Source organism: Dysgonomonas reticulitermitis (assembly GCF_054601275.1).
This window is the reverse complement of the sequence record NZ_BAAHWU010000040.1, coordinates 1-21,380: the sequence shown is the minus strand read 5'-3', so window position 1 is coordinate 21,380 and position 21,380 is coordinate 1. Positions and strand designations below refer to the sequence as shown.

At 38.9% G+C, this 21,380-nt stretch carries 10 protein-coding genes; 1 reads left to right on the top strand and 9 read right to left on the bottom strand.

Annotated features, from left to right (window positions below):
* Positions 1-32: 32 nt before the first annotated feature.
* The 9 genes from ACYPZI_RS12390 to ACYPZI_RS12350 form a co-directional block, all read right to left on the bottom strand.
* Complete coding sequence (locus ACYPZI_RS12390) at positions 33-2,054, bottom strand: beta-L-arabinofuranosidase domain-containing protein (protein ID WP_459602056.1); 2,022 nt, start codon at positions 2,052-2,054, stop codon at positions 33-35.
* Between the two features lie 12 nt (positions 2,055-2,066).
* Positions 2,067-4,010, bottom strand: a complete 1,944-nt coding sequence (locus ACYPZI_RS12385) for a glycoside hydrolase family 97 protein (RefSeq protein WP_459602054.1) — start codon at positions 4,008-4,010, stop codon at positions 2,067-2,069.
* 161 nt (positions 4,011-4,171) lie between these two features.
* Complete coding sequence (locus tag ACYPZI_RS12380; RefSeq protein WP_459602052.1) at positions 4,172-6,817, bottom strand: alpha-L-rhamnosidase; 2,646 nt, start codon at positions 6,815-6,817, stop codon at positions 4,172-4,174.
* A gap of 7 nt (positions 6,818-6,824) precedes the next feature.
* The gene (locus ACYPZI_RS12375; RefSeq protein WP_459602050.1) at positions 6,825-8,300 is read right to left on the bottom strand and encodes a glycoside hydrolase family 125 protein; all 1,476 of its coding nucleotides are present in this window, start codon (positions 8,298-8,300) and stop codon (positions 6,825-6,827) included.
* A gap of 26 nt (positions 8,301-8,326) precedes the next feature.
* The gene (locus ACYPZI_RS12370; protein WP_459602048.1) at positions 8,327-9,511 is read right to left on the bottom strand and encodes a glycoside hydrolase family 76 protein; all 1,185 of its coding nucleotides are present in this window, start codon (positions 9,509-9,511) and stop codon (positions 8,327-8,329) included.
* 6 nt (positions 9,512-9,517) lie between these two features.
* Positions 9,518-10,669 (bottom strand): glycoside hydrolase family 76 protein, encoded by a 1,152-nt coding sequence (locus tag ACYPZI_RS12365; RefSeq protein ID WP_459602046.1) that lies wholly within the window; start codon positions 10,667-10,669, stop codon positions 9,518-9,520.
* Positions 10,670-10,750: 81 nt separating this feature from the next.
* On the bottom strand, positions 10,751-11,878 hold the full coding sequence (locus ACYPZI_RS12360; protein ID WP_459602044.1) for a SusE domain-containing protein: 1,128 nt from the start codon (positions 11,876-11,878) through the stop codon (positions 10,751-10,753).
* Between the two features lie 39 nt (positions 11,879-11,917).
* Positions 11,918-13,546 (bottom strand): RagB/SusD family nutrient uptake outer membrane protein, encoded by a 1,629-nt coding sequence (locus ACYPZI_RS12355; protein ID WP_459602042.1) that lies wholly within the window; start codon positions 13,544-13,546, stop codon positions 11,918-11,920.
* A gap of 19 nt (positions 13,547-13,565) precedes the next feature.
* A complete protein-coding gene (locus ACYPZI_RS12350; RefSeq protein ID WP_459602040.1) occupies positions 13,566-16,685 on the bottom strand; it encodes a SusC/RagA family TonB-linked outer membrane protein in 3,120 nt (1,039 codons plus the stop codon).
* 340 nt (positions 16,686-17,025) lie between these two features.
* On the opposite strand from ACYPZI_RS12350, the gene ACYPZI_RS12345 reads away from it, so the two are divergent.
* The gene (locus ACYPZI_RS12345) at positions 17,026-21,072 is read left to right on the top strand and encodes a two-component regulator propeller domain-containing protein (protein ID WP_459602038.1); all 4,047 of its coding nucleotides are present in this window, start codon (positions 17,026-17,028) and stop codon (positions 21,070-21,072) included.
* Positions 21,073-21,380: the final 308 nt, after the last annotated feature.

Genomic DNA, 21,380 nt, shown 5'->3' with positions numbered 1-21,380 from the left:
GCTTTTTTGAATTTTATATAGTTCTTCGGTTTTTAATATACTACAGGGAACTGTGATATCCTTAATGTCGTACATCCATAAGGAATAAGTGTGACTTCCTCCATGGTACCTTCTCCTGCTCCGCTCCATGAGTGAGGGAGAGGACCTGCCATTTCGTTATAAAGGCTCCATGTTGGGATTATCTTAGCATTTACTTTCAGTTCGATAGGCGCATTACCCAGAGTCCATGGATAATCTGATTTTACTTTTTCAGTATCAATATTCACTTTGATCAGTTCATTCGCCTTGTTCGGTTCCAGACGGTACAGGCCGTAATTCCATTTGTTTGTAGGACGCACTTCCCAATAAGGTTCACCATATCTTGTTTTTTCATTGTCAGCGAACTCCTTTTTCTGCCAGTCTTCCCCTATTTTGAGAGCATAAACCAACGGGCCTCTTTCGACCGTTACAGAATTTTCATACCAATCTTGTTCAACCTTTATTTCCATTGGCATTTCCAATTCCACATAATCTCCTTTTTTCCAGTTACGCTTTATTATTTCTGTTTTTCCACTGTCTGTCGTTTTATAAGGACTGCCGTTTATCGTAATAACAGCATTTTTTGTCCAGCCGGGTATCCTTATATGAAACGGGAAATCGGCAGAGGACGTTTTTTTATCTAAAATATCGATAGTAAAACGTATTTTGTTATCCATCGGATAATATGTTTCCTCTGTAATACGGATATTCACGCCGTTTGCTACTTTGGCAGTAACTTCGGAGGGTGAAAATATAAGAGCCGCCAGACCATTATCCGGTGTCGCATACCACAGATTTTGAGTGAACTTAGGCCAGCCCTGATGCATATTTGAAAAACAACATGCATATCCGGATAATGTTCCGTATAGTAAGTCTGTACCCGCATGACCGTCGTCTTCAAAAAAATTCCGGCGATGACGTGTCAGCATAACCTGATTTGCCTGTTGAAAGTACTGTTTGTGCATAAAATCATCGGTTATCTGGGTCGGCAACGCGTTGAAAGCTACTTTTTCGATATGATCTGCCATAGACAGGTCGCCTGTGATTTCAATCATTTTTTCCAGAGAGTACATCATTTCCACAACGCTACAGAGTTCAATTCCCTGAGTAGGGTTATTACCGTGCAAATGCTCATCGGCACCATACATCCCCTGTGCCTGTCCATTAAATTTTTTAATGTCTTCAAATCCCTTTTTAACAGCATCTATATATCTTTTATCTCCATTTTGCTGATAATATACTACAGGTTCTTTTAATCCCTGAGCAAGATTAACACAATGAATGCTTCCCAGACACGCCAATTTATTAGTCTCTAAAAACATGTGAGTGAAATCATAGCTTTGTTTATGCAACAAATTTCCCAAATCAAGCAAAAATGCATCACCCGTGATATTATACAGCCAGTATACAGCCTGCAGATTGTCGCAAGCCCGGTATTCAGACCAGAAAGTCCAGTTTCCAAGCGGTTGTGACGGTAGCATCTGCAGTTGATACCTGAAATACTTTGTCATAAAATCCGGAACTCGTTTATCTCCTGTTGCAGAATAATATTGCTGCAGGATTTTGAGGGCAACCATACGTGGCCACCAATCGGCTGAATTATCCCGCTGAACACCGTCTTCTACAGGATAATCCTTTGCAGGGCCGAAGAATCCGTCAGGTTGCTGGCTGTTCAGTATCCATTCTACCCAAGGCTGCACCTTATCTTTTAATTCTTTATCGTCTAATATATAAGCCAAAGGCAATAATCCGTCTATCCAGTACGGGCCTCTTTCCCATTGGTCGCCGTCTCCTCCGAGCCAACCGTTACGTTCTCCCATCACTAACGGATATATTACATCCATGTGACCTGAGGCCCCGCTCTTTTGGCGTTTGAGCATCTCCAGCAGCCAGCCTTTAGCCCTAATGGAGCCTAAAGGCAGTTCCATATAGGGTTTAGATATTAGCGGGGCTCTGTTGTTCTGATAGTTTGTATTGTCCTGAGCTTTGACAGATAACAAGACTATACACAAAGCGATTAAAATTAGTTTTTTCATAATTATTATAAATTATTCTATCACAGCAGCGAAACCTCCGTTCCTTACCATTTTTATCTGTATTTTATCTCCTGACTTTACTTGTGATTCTTTCTTCCGGTAATCCATAGCCTGATGTCCGGCATTAATCCCGTCCTCAAAAGATGTTATCTTATATGATTTGCCTGTATTCAGGAAACTCAGATCTATTTCAAATTGTCTCTCATTATTGTTAGCCATACCTCCTATAAACCATTTATCACCTTTACGTTTAGCTACAACCACATATTCTCCAGCTTTAGCTTCCAGCGCACGGGTTTCGTCCCACGTAACCGGAACACTTGTCAGTAATTCGGTACAGTCTTCGTTCCGATAGTATAAAGTCGGATTATCGGCAAGCATTTGCAGTCCACTTTCAAAGATTACAAAGAGAGCCAGCTGATAGGCTCTGGTTCCGATACTGGCAGAATTAGGACGAAGTCCGCAATACCTCTCGGGCTGCATACTTATCATGGCTCCGGGTGTATAATCCATCGGGCCTACCGCATTGCGCATAAACGGGAAATAGATACTATTGTCCGGTGTACAACCACCCATTTGTTCCATTCCCCTTACACCTTCGTAAGACAATATATTCGGATATTTATATTCCAACCCGGCAGGCTTGAACGAACCGTGATAATCGACCAGTATATTATATTTAGCAGCTTCTTTGGCTATACGTTCATAATAGTTTACCATCCATTGGTCACTTCTGTCCATAAAGTCAATCTTTACACCTTTTACACCCCATTCGCTGAATGTCTTGAACAGGCTTGTACTGTTTTCCACTGTCAGCCAAGTCAGCCATAGGATAATACCTACATTCTTCTCTTTCCCATAGCGGATAAGTTCGTGTACGTCCACTTTCGGGTTCGGAGTATAAGGGTCACGGGTACTCATTGCCCAACCTTCATCCATAATAATATATTCAATACCATATTTGGAAGCAAAATCGATATAATATTTATAAGTATCCAGATTGAATCCCGCTACAAAGTTTACATCAGGGCCATACGGTGATGCTTCATTCCACCACTCCCAGCTAACCTGTCCGGGTTTTATCCATGAAACGTCCTGCAATTGGTTTTTAGTTGCCAGCCTGTAAGTCATAGTGTTTTCTATCAGTTGCCTGTCATCTTTTGTAATAACAAAGTAGCGCCACGGATAATTTCTTTTGCCGCTTGTCTTGGCAATATAATCCGCTTCCTTCAATATTTTTACACTTCGGTCACCGTCTTCTCCAAATTCAAGCGGAACTTTAGGAAATACGGATTGTATACCGTTTGTTCCCGTACCTTTCAGAAACATGCAGGGATAGTCGGACAAATCAGATTCTGAAACCAGTATTTTATATTCTTTCTTGGTGTCAATCAATATGGGTAAGACAGACATTTTATCAGTCGCTTTCCATTCGTTACTCTGTATATGTGTGTAGGGTTCTTCATACGCGGTTTTGAAGCCTCCCGGTTGTTGCAGATGAAGTAAATAGTTTTCGGGGAGATTTATAGAAAAATCTTCTCCCAGAACTTCCACATCTTCTTTTTTATTTGTGATAAAACGGTAAGCAATACCATCATTAAATGCCCGAAACTCTATTGAATAATCCCCTTTGAAGTTAAGCAGAAGAGCATTATACTCATTCTTTACCGATGAAAATTTGAGAGGGACAACAGGTGTCAGAATTTCATTTACCTTGTTCGTTTTCTGACCTGACAATTTCGGATTCTGTCCCAAGACTTCATTTCTTAGATGCAGACCCAGAAAGTTGTTTTCAAGTAATATCTCATTATTATATGATATTGTATAGCATATTTTGTCGGAGATATTGAAAGTTACTTTTATTCCTCCATCGGGGGATAACAATTCGGCTTTCTTTTGCGCGCATAAACCGAATGTCACACAAAGAAAAAATAGTAATAACAGGTGTTTTTTCATGTTTATTCTTGATTAATATTAGCTTCCCTTATAAAAAACGTCAATATTCTACCTGCTTTCGGATATGCAGATAGAATATTGCGCTTAAAAACAATTGAACATCACTAAATCATTTATATGTTTATGGTTAACCATAACGGGCATTTAATTACTTTAAACCCTTACTTATTACCTTTTAATGTATATTGATGTATTCCCGATCCAACCTTATACTCACTATCCGCATATATTGTTGCGGTGGAACCGGCAGGGATGGTAACAGACAATTCAATATCATCTCCCTTTCTCTTCCATTCTGACTTTATCAGGCCTCTTACCGAATTGTATTCTCCTTTTACCCATTGCAAATCCTTTACAAAGTGAGGTTTTATTATTATATTTTGAAATCCGGGTTGTTCCTTATCAAGATTGATTCCGGCTAATACATTATACATCCAGGCACTGATATCTCCCATAAAGACGTGGTTGATGGAAGCATCGTGAAATTCAGGGCTGAGCAACCATGTTTCGGCTAGTGTACTATATCCCTGCGTCTCTACCCAATATCCCCATGAAGGAGCTTCAGTCCTGGTAGCCATTTTATATGCGGTTTCCACATATCCGTATTTTGCGAGCATTGCAGGAACCGTTTTACTACCCAGCAATCCGAAATCAGGGAAATAATTATTTTCGGATACAGTTTTGTTTAGATTATCAGCTACGAGCTGTTCTTTTCCTTCGGGTACTATGCCCATATACAGAGCTACAGCCTGAGCTGTCTGAGTGCCGTTTGCATAGATTCCCGTATCAGCATTGAAGAATCTGGCGTTTATCAGTTCTTTCAGTTTTTCTGCTTTTTGCTGATATGGAGCCGCGTCTTTACCTAGTAATTTAGCAAAGCGAGCTATTAACATATAATCGTGGTAGTAATACAGGGTAGAAGTATATTCGTTCGGGGTTTGCGCCTTATAATATACCCAGTCTCCCAGTCCGAAATTAAGATAGCCACCATCCGTTTCTTTTGTTTTCAGGTAGTCGAGATATCTCAGCATAGTAGGATACAGGCGTTCGATACTCCGTGTTTCACCATAATAATCATATAACGCGTTCGGTATGATAAACAGGGCTGCATCCCATACAGGCCCCGGCCAATCACCGAATCCCCAACCCGATGACGGTATAATACCTGAAATAACCCCATCTTCACGCTGATTGTCGATGAAATCGTTCATCCATTTTTCATAGAATGTAATTCCGTCGAAATTAAGGAGAGCAAGGTCTATTGCAATGTGGGCATCTGCTGTCCAGCCGTTTTTTTCCCGTTGCGGGCAGTCGGTAGGTATGCTGTGTATATTACCCCTGTAACTCTGGTTAGTAGCTGCCCAGATTTTATTTAACAGATTGTTGGAACTGCTGAAATGACCAACCTGAGGTATATCCGTATGTAAAAATAGTCCGGTCAGATTGTCGATAGTCAAAGTAACAGGGCGGTCACTCTCTACTTCTATATATTGGAAGCCATGATAACTGAACTGAGGCACAAAAACCTCGTTCTCCCCTGTTCCTTTCAGTATAAAAACATCTTCCTGAAATACCTCGCCTTTCTTTTCCGGACGGTAATATACATCAATATTACCCTGTTCCAAACGGCCATCGGATTTTAATAATTCTCCGTGACGCAATTTAAATGTAGTTCCGGTTTCACCTTTTACAGAAAAACGACATACACCTGCGATATTTTCGCCAAGGTCAAAGACATATATTTTGTCTCCGAAAGATTTTACTGATTTTGGTTTGATTTCTTTGGTGATACGTATTCCCGGCATTTGTTGTGCTTCAAGTATCGGAGCCGGTTCTTTTGTTAGTTGTACCTTACTCCATTTGGAATCGTCAAAAGCGGCTGTTTTCCAGCCTGTTTCTTCGAGGCGGGCATCATACCTGTCGCCACTGTATATATTGTTGTAAATGTATGCTCCAGTATTAGTTTTCCATGATTCGTCCGAGGGAATGATATCCGTAGAACCGTCATCATAAGTCAGCCTGAGTTCGCTCAGAAGACGCGGACGATCGCGCCACCGGGCTCTTTCAAAATCCCATACAGCTTTGCTCTGGCAATTGTAGAAGCCATTACCCAGAACTGCGGCAATAGCATTATTTCCTTCAATGATAAGAGGTGTAACATCATGGGTTACATATAAGATACGTTTGTCAAAATGTGTGTATCCCGGATCGAGATAATTTTCGCCGACTCTTTTACCATTGATAAACATTTCGTAGTATCCCGTAGCACTTACATAGACACGTGCTGCTACTACTTTTTTCTTTATTTCAAATTCTTTCCTGAATAGCGGAGCCGGTTCGAATTCTTTATCATGTGAGTCGGTAATCCATTTGGCTTTCCAGTCAGATTTTGATACTTTTGCCATCTCAAAATAGTCAGCCGGCGACGTATATGAATTTCCGTCTTTGTCCCATGCCGTTACAGACCAGTAATAACGTTTATGTGACTCAAGTTTTTTCTCTCCTGTGTATTCTGCTCGGGGTATAGCGCTTTCTATTTTACCTGAAGTCCATATATCAGCTTTGCCCGATGCCAGAAGTTCTTCATCAGAGGCAATATTTATCCGGTAATATTTTTGTGTGAAATTCTTGGTATCGGTACTGAACATCCATGTAAATCGAGGATGTTCAGCATCAAGCCCAATAGGAGAATCTAAATATTCGCATTTAGTTTTTACGATTTCAGTATCTTTCTGCTTACTATCACAAGCTGTTGATAAAAAGACTAAAACAGCAGAAGCTATAAAAAGGATCTTTAGATTTCTCATTAACAATTTATTTTATTGCGTTTAACATATCCAGTCTGCCTTCGTTTACCTGTTTCAAAATCAGTTCGCCAAATAATGTATTCTGCCATGCAAACCATGATCTGGTAAACTTCTCAGGATTGTCTTTGTGGAACGATTCGTGCATAAATCCTGTTCCGGCATCGGTATCCATCAGCATTTTTATACAGGTTTGTATCTCTTTTTCATCCCGGCTTGTAAAAGCCTTCATCATGATACTCATCGGCCATATCATATCATATCCGATATGCGGGCCTCCGATACCTTCACCTGCCGTGCCCTTGAAAAAGTATGGATTATCTTTGCTCCAAACGTAGTTGCGTGTATTCTGGTAGATAGGGTCGTTTACATCCATATCTCCTAAATAAGGCATTGCCAATAAACTGGGCACATTGGCATCATCCATCAAATACTGGTTGCCAAAACCATCTACCTCAAAAGCATAGATCTGACCATATTTGGGATGGTTAAAGATAGCGTATTTTTTCAAGGCAATCTCAACTTCATCGGCAAGATTTTTGCAATCCTCGGCAAGATCCGCTTTTTTATTTACTGTTGCCAAAATTTCCGCCGCTTTTCGTAAAGATGTAACAGCAAAAAAGTTAGACGGAATCAAAAACTGGTATGTTGTAGCATCATCCGACGGGCGAAAACTGGAAACGATAAGCCCAACCGGATTGACCGGATTACCCAGCCCGTCATTGTTAAGTGTATCTAACTGACGCTCTGTCTTACGCTGGAATTTGTAAGGCCCTACTCCGTCCTTACGTTGCTGTTCTTTGAATGTCTGTAAAACCAACACTATAGCCTGTAGCCACTCTTCATCGAATACACTTGTATCACCCGTTGTTTTCCAATAATGGTAAGCCAGACGGAGAGGATAACAAAGCGAGTCTATTTCCCATTTACGTTCATGCAGTTCCAGTTTCATATCCGTCATATCAGACATCCACTGGTGATCCGGATCCGGATCGTACGGATCAAGGAAAGCATTCGCATACGGGTCAATGATAATGCATTTGAACTGCCGGCGAATCACTCCGGCCAGCATAGCTTTCAGTTCAGGATCAGTGTTGGCTAACTGGATGTAAGGCCATACCTGCGCTCCCGAATCACGTAGCCACATAGCATGAATATCTCCTGTATAGACTACAGTATCATCCTTGCCGTCTGTTGTACGATAGCGTACAGTGGTATCCAGTGTGTTTGGAAAACAATTCTCGAACATCCACCCCAGTTTAGGGTTTTTCAGCATCTTCTTGATGCGGACAATTTCATTTTCAACCGCAGTGGATTTGAAAAGCCTCTTGTCAACCGGAGGGCGATTGCTCTTAAACTCTGCCGGAATATTACTCTTCACTATTGTATTATCACCGGGAACAGTTATGTCACGAGCCTGCACATTCCCTCCAAGTAATAACGTAGCAGACGCTATAACACATAATCCAATGTTTCTTTTTCTCATTTCTCTGGTGTGTATATTGGTTTATTTCATTTATCAATAGCTGCCAGCCTACCATACATCTCTACCATCGCAGCCTGTGTAAGCAGCCATTTTTTATCATCTTTTTGCTTTCCGCTCCAGTCTGTATTGAACAACCCGTTAGTTTCCCTCATATTTATCCATGCATAATCCAGATTTTTGCGGAAGGCATCTATATATATCTTGTTATTATCCTGATGGTAAAGTTCAATAAAACCCCTGAACATAACGGCTATAAACCATACATCACTTTTCTTTAACAGACTGAATTGCTCTCCATCGGAAGTGAAATCCATAAAGAAGTAATTGTAGGCCGATTTAGCAATATCCTGTGCATCTGTCAGATATTTTTTGTCCTGTGTTAACTTGTATAACAAGGCAGCCGACTGTATCATTTGCCCGCTATTGTAAGGAAATTTGGCTTCTCCTATTTTACCGTCCAACCTTATATTATCAAAATAGAGGAAATCTATAGAGTCTTGCAAATGTTTCTTAGTCCATTCATACAGGTTTTTCCCCTGATGAAAATATATACTGTCTTTTGTGGCTTCAAATAGTTTGAGTGCAAAAACAGAACCCGGAGCGTTAGAGCAAGTGTTCTTTGATTCTTTTTTCTGTTCGCACCAGTAAATGCCTCCACCCAACTCATTGTCTATACCACTGGCGATAAATGTCCAAATCATTTTGGCTTTATTCAGGTACTTCAGATCTTTAGTCATCATGTACGTATCAGTAAAGTCTATTCCCAACCATACATTGTCATCATAAAAGCGGTCTGATTCGGGAGCCGAGCTTATATATGAAGCATACGCCGGAGGATTCCTCTTCTGATCGAAATATTCTTCAAGACCGGGAATTACCTTCGAATCGAGCATTTCCTGATACTTTTTGTCACTTGTAGCTTCAAATAAAGCATTTACCGCTGAAAAGGTTCCGGAATACGGCCACAGATAAGAATACTGATTAGGCACATTAATCTGTTCCTGCGATGCCAGATATGTTGCCGTATATTTATCATCGAAAGGAAAATTCTCGCGCAACAAATTAGTATTCGGTGCCGAATAGTTTTGATACAGAGAGTCCAGCGTCAACTGGGCTCTCTGTATATTGGTATTTGTACTGCCATTATCTTTGTGACCACAGCCTATCAATGCAGCACAACATGCAAATAAAAAAACGTGTTTAAATTTCATTATTTTTTATTTTATAGAATTCTCATACGCTGCTTTAACCTCAATCAGCATACATCCGCTGGCCTGTGATGTAAGTTGGGTAAAGCTTACCGGAGAAGAGTCCCATGAAGAACCAAACAAAAGGTTATCTTCATAAACTCCACCTTTATATACACCGGTAGTCCAAAGTACATAGGCATTGTTATTTAAGAAAGTAACAAATTTATGACGGTATGTCTCTTCCAGATCATTAACCTTAATAAGTTCGAGGAAATAACGCATAAATATCCCTTTAAATAAACCGTTATCTCCGGTACCTTCGTCTCTCAATACATTGCTGCTTGAGTTTACAAGGGTGGAAATGGTATAATTTGCAGCTCTTTTTGCATCATTCAAATACACCACATCTTTGGTAATATTATATAATTCCACACCTGCGCCCACATAAGTTCCTTCGTTGTATGTGAGGGCTGAGCCGCTTACTTCTGCGGATTCGACAACAATGTGGTCTTTAACTTCTCCTGTCGAGGATACTACCAATGTCTGCTTTTGCCACTCATATATTTTCTTTGCCCATTCCAGGTCTTCCTCATCCTGTGTTATCTGATACATGCGTGCCGCGATTATAGCCGCAGGCCCGTTGGAACAGGCATTCTTCGTAAATGTTTCCCACGATCCGGTACACCATCTTATACCACCGCCCACATCTTCAGACCAGGCATCTTTTATCCAACCCCACAATTCCTGAGCCGTGTCCAAGTATTTTTGATCTTTTGTAACATTATAAAGACGGAGCATAGTTAATGCATTCCATTCCATATCGTCTACATAATCATTTTTATATGTATTTCCGTTCTTTATTTTAATACCGGAAAACCATTTATCGAAATAAGCGCTGTATTTGCTATCATTGGTACGTATGTAAGCATCTATCACTACATCCATAGCATGAGCGTTAGGCCAATAGTGGAATGTCAGTTCCTTATCGTCATTTCCGTAGTTGAAATAGTTTTCTGTTTCGTTCCAGAACTTATTTATCAAAGCATTTGACGAACTATCGGCTGCCGCACTCCAATCGTATTCTATCAAAGTCCCGTACGAGTATTCATCTTTGGGATCGCTGCAAGATGAGATAGCCAGCAAACATAGTACTATAAATCCGAAATATATATTTTTCATAAGCTTCATATTCTTTATATCTAAGGAGATTGACCCTATAATTCAGGGTCAATACTCCCGATTAATATCAGATTTTATTTATCAGAGAGAAACCTCATGGGTATAAGTATCTCCAGTCATTTTCACCGTAAGAGTGACAGTTTTGCCATCGAAGTCATTTGCAAATTTCCATTTGTGATCCCATTGAGAAACAGAGGTATATATAGCTAAATTATAATAGCTTGCTGTACCTGATGGTTTGCCGTCTTCTCCGGCATTAGCAGGTCCCCAGTCTTCTTGAGATTCTGTTCCTTTCGAATCTTTAAGCGTTACCCTGAATTTATAACGTTCGTCGCCACCCCATGATTCTTGCTTGAAATTAACAGGACCTGTTCCCTTCCATATTCCTTTTCCCTGATAAGCAAGTTTCCATTCGATTGTATTGTTCGGGCAGAACCAGTAACCTACTTCTGTTATTTCGATAGGAGTTGAAGCCGAAGCCGCTCCAAAATCAATTTTAATACGATATACTCCATCCAGTGTGTTGGCTGTACCTTCCGAACCTTCTCTCAACTTGCCGTCTGCAATATAATATTCAACCGGGCTTCCCGATTTAGAATCAACAAACTTGTATGTGCCACCTGAAACCAGTTTAACATAAACTTCATATTCTCCATCTCCCGAACGATGCATAGCAAGAGCATTGGACAAGTCGCTTCCTGCTTCCGAACCATCGCCTGTAATATAAACCTGTCCCGGATCTTCTAATCCTTCGATTCTTGTCACAGTTATTGAATTACTTACTTTACTCACTTTCTGATTAATACCCCGGGATGAAGCGACTGCCCAAGCCAAGGTTATTGTTTCTCCGGGTTGAGCTCCGGCTAATCCGGCTATCTTATTCAGTATTTTGTGAGAGATGTCCGCACCGCTGGAGTATCCGTTAAGATCTGAAGCCAGTATATATATGGGACTGGAAAAATCACCGCCGGCTTTATCGAAATACACTTCATATAAAGGTGCACCACCGTCTTGAGCCAAAGCCGGTTCCCAAGAAAAATAAAGCGATCCGCTTGATGTCAGGTTAATAGCCTTTTCGTTAGCCGGCTCATACAATTTTGTGACTTCGGTAACTTCGGCATTTGTATATTCCATGTTATCGCTACCACAAGCAGTCATTAGCATTATAAATGAAAGCAATACAAATATATTGTGAAATATCTTTTTCATAATAGTATATTTTTTCTATTTAATTAGTCTTTAGGTTATTTATTCGGAGTAACCCGGATTGTTTGGTTTTAGATTAGGGTTCTTCACTATCTCTTCGATAGGCACAGACCACAGGTAATCTTTTCCTTCATTGAATTTCCGTGTATCCAATGTTATGAATGAAGAGTTGTTGTTTGCAAATTTGGCGCCATACACTACTCCATTCAGGTATTTTGTACCCTCTTGCCATCTAACGATGTCATAGTAACGCAATCCTTCGAAAGCCAGTTCTATGCGGCGTTCGCGATGAATTAGTTCACGCATCCCGGTATTTGACAAAGCAGAAGGATAGGACAAAGCACTGGCAGTAGTAAATTCCGCTCTTTCACGGATTTTTTTGATAGTAGCCTCCCATACAGACTGGCTCATTTTATTTTGTTCAAACATGGCTTCGGCGTACATTAACAAAATGTCAGCATAGCGGAACATTATAATGTTATTCTCTTGTGCATAATCTTTTAATGTCTTTCTGGATTCAGGATCAAAATACTTACGAATATAGTAACCCGTTACCGATTTGTTAGAGCTCACACTTTCCCAGGAGTCTTTAGTTCCTGTACCGTAGGCAGTGCGTATAGTCGTAGAGTTTCCGTTCTCGTCAACCCACTCGAATCCATCATAAACAACACTGGCTGTAAGGCGGGGATCCCTGTTTGTATATGGAGAATTTGAATTATAGGCCGGATCATCACCAATAGCATATCCATTGACTGTGAGATAGTCATCAACAAGGCTTTGAACAGGAGCGCAAGAGTTTAAGAAAGCGCCCTGAGTCATCGGTACCCGCGCATACATTTCAGACCATGAACGGTTTGTAGTTGCATAACCATAATCAAGAATAACTTCGTCATTGTATTTATTCTCAGAATGGAACAGGCTTTCGTAGTCACTAAACAGCTCGTATGCGCCATAAGTGCTCTGCTGATTGATTAACATATCGGTATATTTTTCAACCATTGCCCAGTTGTTTTCGTATAGGTATGTCCGTGCCTGAAATGCAACAGCAGCAGCGTTTGTGATACGTCCTTTATCTGTTATAGCATTTTTTGACGGCAATAAATCTATAATCTCGTCAAGCTCGTCATGAACAAACTTTAAAACAACAGATTTCTGTGTGCGGGATATTGTCTTAGATTCTACCAAAGTTATATCTTCTGTGAAGAAAGGTACATCTCCGTAGAAATAAGCCATACGGAAGAACAAAAACGCCCTTATGAAACGGATTTCAGCTTTCCTTGTTTGCTTAAGAGTTTCGCCCATACCGGATACACGATCTACATTTTCCAAATATTTATGGCAGGTTTTTATACCTTCATAAGCCCATTTCCATTCGCTGGCAAACAAGCCAAGAGAAGGAGTTGCCAAACCATTACGGATTTTACGCTGATCATTATCATCCCTGGCCTGAATAACATTGTCACTCAAAGCTTCGTCATTCCACATCTTATCGGCACCATACATCTGACTGTATGCCATATTAACCAAGAGTTCAGAGTTTTCAACTGATTCCCAGTATGTTTCATCTGTATGTTTATCTGAAGGCATTTGTTCAAGGTTGTTGCAACCTGCGAATATAAAAGCCCCTATGGACAATAAGAACAGATATTTTATTATATGTCTTTTTTTCATTTTCGTCTCGTTTCTTTTGTTAGAATTCAATGTCTAATCCAAAGCCAAAATATCTAATGGAAGGATAGTTGCGTGCACTATTGGCATCTCCCCCCATATTTGAATTAAATTCGGAAGATTCGGGATCAATCCAGGAGTTTTTACTTAATGTAAATAAGTTTTGAGCATTTGCATAAACACGAACTTTCTGCAACATAAGCTTATTTGTCAAACTTTTAGGAATAGTGTATCCTACTTGTATATTTTTCATCCTTAGATATTTTCCGTCAAACAGATTGACTTCCGATCCCATGCCATAGTTATTCTGGTTTGAAACTGACCCTATCGCTGCCAAACGAGGGTATGTGGCATCGGTATTTGTCGGAGTCCAGAAGTCTAACTGATGTTTATAGATAGCATACGAATAGTTTGAGTGGAATGGTTCAACAAGTTCACCCCGTACCATCATATCACGTTTTCCAACTCCCTGTAAGAAGAAGCCAAAGTCCAAACCTTTCCATTCAAGGTTGTATGAAAAACCGAATGTATAACGAGGGAATCCGTTTCCTAAAACAAAGCGGTCTTTTTCGTCTATAACTCCATCATTGTTACGGTCTACATATTTTACGTCACCGGGGCGTAAATCCGAAGCTGAAATCCCTGAAGGCAAAGCTGAAGTCTGAATTTCTTCCATTGTCTGGAAATAACCATCTGTCTTGTATCCATAATATGAACGGAATGGTAATCCTACTTCTTTCAGTATAAAATATTCATTTGCCTGGGCAATCTCCCTACCTCCTACGAGTTTGGTTACCTTATTTTGTGTATCTCCTATGTTTCCCATGAAATCGTGAGTAAATTCTCCTGTTTTCAAGTGATAGTTCAATGTAACTTCCCATCCGTGATTTTTCATTTCACCAATGTTTTCAGCACTAAGAGTTGTTCCGAATACAGTAGGAGTCTGCGGTGCCAGGAGAATATCGGATGTTGTTTTGTGGAAATAATCAAATGTTCCGGAAAGAGCTCCCTTCAGAAATGTGAAGTCTGCTCCGATATTGAATGTTTTTGATTTTTCCCATTTCAGGTCTTCATTTCCAAATTTATATCCGGCTCCCCCTACGGTTTCATTGTTAAATGCGTAAGTATTTGAATATACACTATAAGTAACAAGAGTCTGGTATGGATCAATATTTTGGTTTCCTAAGATTCCGTATGACCCACGGATTTTGAAGTCTCCAATTTTATCTTTGTAAAAATCCATGAATCCTTCATCGGATATTCTCCATCCTAAAGACATGGAAGGGAAGAATCCCCAGCGATTAGCCTTTGCAAATTTAGAAGATCCGTCTTCACGGAAGCTAAGTTCGGCATAGTATCTATCCATATAATTATAAGAAGCACGACCCAATATGGAAGTTATACTTTCTTTTCTCCTGCCTTCCAATGAGGTACTTCCCGATTTTGGAGCTTCGGTCGGTATACCGAGGATAGGGTCAGTGTTTATGAATTTTACTTCATTGCTTTTGAACGTATATGATTCATTGGTGGCACCGAATAATAAAGATAGATTATGAGAGTCGTTGAATGTTTTCTGATAATCTGCCAAAAGCTGGTAATTCATTAAACGCTTGTTTTCGTTATAATCTTCCGTATTTCTTTCAGCATTCATGATCATATCAGGTGTTGTGTTATTCTCATCGTTATACAAATTAACCTGTTTCCTTCTGATAAAGCGATGGTATGCGTATATATCAGCACCTACAACACCACGCAATTTCAACCCATCGATAATTTTTACTTCCAGGTTTATGTTTGCATTGACATAGTCGGTATTCCCTTTTTCATATCCGCCTTCTTTGAGCCCAGCCAAAGGATTTTGGTCTGTAAGTAAACTATTTACCAGATATTTTCCGTTGTCGGCCTGCATTTTAGTCCAATAGTATGAAGGTATACGCGATGAATTGATAATAGCATTGCTATCTACTGTTTTCTTTCCATCATCACGGGTATATGACAAGATAGATGATATCTTGAACCTACCTACTTCCGTGGAAAGATTTGAACGCAGATTGTAACGTTGTTTTCCATAGTTGCCAACGAAGTTACTCTGTTGGTCAAAATAACCTCCTGAAAACATATACGTAGTATTCTCATTACCTCCGGACACGCTCATATTGTATGATTGTTGCATTGCTGATTGTATGATCTTATCATAATTCCAGGATTCTTCACTTCTGTGATCATATAAATCGCGTATTTCCGCAGGAGAATACATTGCACTCTGCCCGACATTTGTCAATGATAAATTCTTCAGTATTGCATTTTGGTACCCCTGAACCGGTCTGAACAGAATTTCAGGATCCTGTACTCCAAGCTGCATACCTAGGCGGACAACAGGACGCTGATTTTTCTTTCCACTCTTGGTTGTAACCAAAATAACTCCATTAGCAGAACGAGAACCATAGATAGCAGCCGTTCCGGCATCCTTTAGTACCGAGACATTTTCTATATCACTAGGGTTCAATTTGTTTAAACTGGAATCGTCTGATACCAGTCCATCGATAACAATCAGAGGTGAATTGTTATTCATAGTAGATAATCCCCGAATATTGATATTGATGGTATTATCATTCGGGTCCATACTACGTTGTTGGATCGTTAAACTAGGAGAAGCTCCCTGCAAAGCCTGAGTTACATTAGCTACAGGACGTTCTTCTATAATTTTTGATTTTACCTGATCAACAGCTCCGATGGCACTCTTACGGGTGGTTGTTCCATATCCGATAACAATTACTTCGTCCAGGATTTTAGAGTCCTCCTTCAATGTAATATTGAAATTTGTACTATTACCTACAGTTATTTCCTGTGTCAGAAATCCTATATAAGATATTTGCAACACATTATTTCTTCCGCATGATATAGAAAAGTTCCCGTCTATATCGGTTAGTGTTCCGCTTGTGGTTCCTTTGATTACTACACTTACACCAACGAGAGGCTCTCCGGCTTCATCTTTTACCACTCCCTTGACGGTGATTTTATCCGATGATTGCTGGTGTTCATTTGTATTGCCGGTTTGAGCATTTATAATGCATGGAATCCCTATAAAGAAAAGGGAAACTATCAAACTGACAAAGTTCTTTTTGTACTTTCTTTTAATCATACATAGTTAGATTTAAAAACGTCGATTGTGATTGTTTGAGATTTTGAAAATTAGATTTCAGTTAGGCTTTGGTTTTTCAGGTAATATTCTTCATAATATTTCAGGTTTTAAAAGGTTAGGGTAATTAGCTATCTTTCTTTTTCAGGAACAAATATATTCCGTAAAAAAAAGCTTCAAATATCAATACGTGTTAAATCTACCGGTACTGTCGTAAAATTATACTAGATTGTCTTATTTTTATATATTTCATTCTTTCTTATAACACTTCATTAATAGTCTGTTAACAAGCATTTATTTATCTTTGTCATTGTACTATATAAAAATGTGACATAATAATACCATGAAAAAACTTTCATTTTACACCCTGATTATTTTTATTAGCCTTTTATCATCTATACATGCGAAAGCATATAATCTCCGGCAAATATCTAATCATGACGGATTGTCTAATAGCGCCATATTATCGATATGCCAGGACTATGAAGGATTTATGTGGTTTGGTTCGTGCGATGGATTAAACATGTTTAACGGACTGGGAATTCAAGTATATAAGCCTACTAACGAAAGGAATAACTTATCAGGAAATCTGATTGAAAATCTTCTGGTTACAGGAGACAATATACTATGGGTACATACCAATTATGGATTAAACAGGTTGAATAAACGAACAAAGCAAATAGATTCTTTCAACCAGTTTAAAGGACGTTATTTGATACAAAAAGACAAACGCGGTAATATATTTATAATAAAAGAAAATGGCTGTATCTATTATTATAAGAGCAATACAAAAACATTTGAGAAAATTATACTTAAGGATCTGGTTTATGACAGGGTTTTGAACTTTATAATTACTTCAGATAACAGGATACAAATATTTACAAATGACCGTCGTAATCCTGCTTATTCTATAACAGAGGATACCGAAGGAAATGTACAACTGACGGAGGATAAACCGCTGGTACACGAAGAAAGCCTGCTATATTGCTTTTATGAACGGAATATCGAAGATATAGTATATTTTGTGGACAACACATATACACTATACGAATACCATTTAATAAGTAAAAACAAATACTATATAAGCAATCTGAAGAACGAAATATTAAAGAGTGGGGAGATTTCGTCTATAATAAAACATCATAATGACTATTTCATCGGATTTAAAACAAACGGCTTGTTACGTCTGAGATATGTATCCGATAAGATGGATAATTATCAGACGGAAGACATCGGGATAAAATCGGGAATATTTTGTTTGCTGAAAGATAAATATCAGGATTTAATCTGGATTGGTACTGACGGGCAAGGGGTATATACGTACTCAAATGATACATATTCTATCAGGTCTGCGGTATTTAGTTCGTTTGCGTCAAATATAGAAAAGCCGGTGAGAGCTTTATTACTGGATAAGGAAAAAACGCTATGGATAGGTACTAAAGGTGATGGTATAGTGAAAATAATTAATTATGAAGTCAACCAGGCTCCTTCTAAATTTTCGTTAGAGTATTGCAACTCCGCAAATACTGCCTTAGTCGATAATTCCGTGTATGCTTTTGCCAAGAGTAGTAAGAATATATTATGGATTGGCTGCGAGAACGGGCTCAATTATTATTCCTACAGGGATAAATCTATAAAAAAGATTGAGTTAACGGTAAATGGCGAACCGGTAAAATATATCCATTCTATTTGTGAGCTGGATGGTTCTACTCTTTGGCTGGCAACTGTAGGTACCGGAATCATAAAGGTTTCCTTGTCAGGTTCAAATGATGCTCCGGTATTAAGTAATGCAAAGAGAATAACTATACGTGACGGAAAAGATTCCCAAAATTACTTTTTTACTGTTTATCAGGAAAATGATTCTGTTTTATGGTTTGGGAACAGGGGGTATGGTGCTTTCAAATTGAATGTAAATCAGGAAAAACTGGATACTATCTTACCTGACAAGGGTATCAACCAGACACTAAACGATATATTCTCCATAATCAAGGATTCAAATAATACTTTTTGGTTCGGGACAAGTTTTGGTCTGGTTAAACATACTCCAGGCAGAAGTGATAAAATATTCAACGAAAGAAGTGGCTTCCCGAACAATACTGTACACGGAATACTGGCAGATTCACAGAACAATCTGTGGTTAAGTACAAACAGAGGAATTATCAAATTTAACCTCGAGCAGGATAATTTTCAGGCATATTCGAATCTGAATGGCTTGCAGATTATTGAATATAGCGATGGGGCATACTACAAGGATGAAGACTCCGATGTTTTGTTTTTCGGCGGTATAAATGGTTTTGTTTCTGTAGTAGGGACAGGTTCCGCCCAACAGGAGTATTTTCCGCAAATTCAGTTTGATAACCTGGTAATTCTGGGTGAGGGAAAAAATATTTTTGATTTTTTGCATACCGAAAGTAATAAGAAAGTACTGACTTTGGATTACAATCAGAATTTCTTCTCTATCTCATTTACGGCACTGGACTATATCAACGGGAATAATTACACATACTATTACAAACTGGATGACCTGAGTAAGCAATGGATCGACAATGGAACATCCAATAATGTATCTTTTACAAGCCTTTCACCCGGTGAGTACACATTATTCATAAAATATATGAACAGGCTTACAGGGATGGAAAGTCCCGTGTACCCAATCACAATAAAAATAAAGCCGCCATGGTATATGTCACCTCTGGCATATATTATGTATATAATTGCTATCATATCGGCTGTTGCGCTATTTATAAGGGCAATTATTATTAAAGAGAAAAAGAAGAAATATAAGGCTACTATGAAGCTGAAACAGCGGCATCAGGAAGAAGTTTATGAGTCGAAACTTCGCTTTTTCACCAATATAGCCCATGAGTTTTGCACGCCTCTAACCTTAATTTACGGGCCTTGTAACCGTATATTATCCCATAACGGCTCTGATAAGTTTGTAAGAAAATATACCCAACTAATACAACGAAATGCAGAGCGCCTGAATGACCTGATTCAGGAATTGATAGAGTTTAGAAGGATCGAAACCGGTAATAAGACCCCTCAGATAGAAATGTTATCCATTAGTGGCATCGTTCATGACATCTGCGATTCTTTTAACGATTTGGCTGAATCTAAAAATATTCATTTTGAAAAAGTAATAGAGGACTCTCTTATATGGAACTCTGATAAGGGATTTATATACACGATTTTGTCGAATCTTATATCCAACGCATTTAAATATACTTTTATAAATGGATTTATACAGGTTGAGGTATATGAAGAAAACAGAGAGCTGATTATCATCGTATCTAACACAGGTAAAGGTATAAAAGCAGAAGATATAAATAAAATTTTCGACCGTTACAGTATTTTGGAGGACTTTGAAAACCGGGAGGTACAAAAATCATTTTCCAGAAATGGTTTAGGACTCGCCATATCTCACAGTATGGCAAAATTACTGGACGGGACTATTGAAGTGAACAGCGTGCTGAATGAGCGTACCGACTTTATTATAAAACTGCCGGAAAAAGAAGTGATGGGATTAATTGAAGGAACTACCCCGGTATTACCGGAACTGAGTATCAAAAAGGACTATGAACCTGTAGTAGAGTTACCCGAATATACCTTTGACAAGAATAAACAGACAATTTTCATTATTGATGATGATCTGGAAATACTATGGTTTATAAGTGAAATATTTGCCGGTGAATACAATGTAATACCAATAAATAAACCATTATTAGTAGATGAGATGCTCACACGGATTCATCCTAATATTATTATATGTGATGTTATGATGCCCGGTAAGGATGGTATCACTCTGGCTAAGGAGATTAAATCGGATAAGAAGACCGCACATATCCCATTGATATTAATTTCGGCTAAACATACAATTGAGGAACAAATTGAAGGTCTGTCATCAGGCGCGGAAATGTATCTGGCAAAACCTTTTAACGCCGACTACCTGCGCACATCAGTAAGACATCTGATTTCGCGGAAAGAGACATTAAAGGATTACTTCAACTCGCCATTAAGTGCTTTTGAATTGACGAAAGGAAAAATGACCCATAAGGAAAATAGCAAGTTTATTCAGGATATATATGATATTATAGAAAAGAATATCATGAATAAGAAGTTATCAGCACAGTTTATCGCTTCGGAACTGAATATGAGTTCCCGCCATTTATACAGGCGGTTGAATGAAATGGAAGTAGAAAGTGAAAGTCCTGCTGACATGATACGGGAAAGCAGGTTGCATATAGCCCATAATCTGTTGCTCAACACTAAAATGACAATAGATGAAGTCATTTATAAATCAGGTTTTTCAAACAGGGCTACTTTCTTCAGGCAATTTGCACATAAGTATGGTTGTACACCCAAGGAGTACAGGGAAAAGGAAATTCCATGAAAAGATCGGCTATATTATCCAGCGTGATCATTCTTATACGTGTCGCCAAAAAGATTAATGACACGACGCTGCCAACCGCCTATTGACGGTTTTGTTGGTAGTACGTAAAATAGGGAAAAAAGGTCACGCCGACAATTGACGCGACCTCTCTCTGCATAATTATTTACCATAAAAAGTTACATAGTCGTCCCTTAAAAAGTATTCACACTTCTGATTATCAGTAAAATAACATTTAAAATAATTGTTTAAATCTGCAAGAATTCATATCTTTGTGGTATAATTCTTGCAGATTTATATGCTACAATACA

Excerpts from the sequence above, each read along its gene's own strand:
- ACYPZI_RS12345 (WP_459602038.1), top strand. The coding sequence starts at position 17,026 with ATGAAAAAACTTTCATTTTACACCCTGATTATTTTTATTAGCCTTTTA.
- ACYPZI_RS12380 (WP_459602052.1), bottom strand. The coding sequence starts at position 6,817 with ATGAGAAATCTAAAGATCCTTTTTATAGCTTCTGCTGTTTTAGTCTTT.
- ACYPZI_RS12365 (WP_459602046.1), bottom strand. The coding sequence starts at position 10,669 with ATGAAAAATATATATTTCGGATTTATAGTACTATGTTTGCTGGCTATC.
- ACYPZI_RS12370 (WP_459602048.1), bottom strand. The coding sequence starts at position 9,511 with ATGAAATTTAAACACGTTTTTTTATTTGCATGTTGTGCTGCATTGATA.
- ACYPZI_RS12355 (WP_459602042.1), bottom strand. The coding sequence starts at position 13,546 with ATGAAAAAAAGACATATAATAAAATATCTGTTCTTATTGTCCATAGGG.
- ACYPZI_RS12375 (WP_459602050.1), bottom strand. The coding sequence starts at position 8,300 with ATGAGAAAAAGAAACATTGGATTATGTGTTATAGCGTCTGCTACGTTA.
- ACYPZI_RS12385 (WP_459602054.1), bottom strand. The coding sequence starts at position 4,010 with ATGAAAAAACACCTGTTATTACTATTTTTTCTTTGTGTGACATTCGGT.
- ACYPZI_RS12390 (WP_459602056.1), bottom strand. The coding sequence starts at position 2,054 with ATGAAAAAACTAATTTTAATCGCTTTGTGTATAGTCTTGTTATCTGTC.
- ACYPZI_RS12350 (WP_459602040.1), bottom strand. The coding sequence starts at position 16,685 with ATGATTAAAAGAAAGTACAAAAAGAACTTTGTCAGTTTGATAGTTTCC.
- ACYPZI_RS12360 (WP_459602044.1), bottom strand. The coding sequence starts at position 11,878 with ATGAAAAAGATATTTCACAATATATTTGTATTGCTTTCATTTATAATG.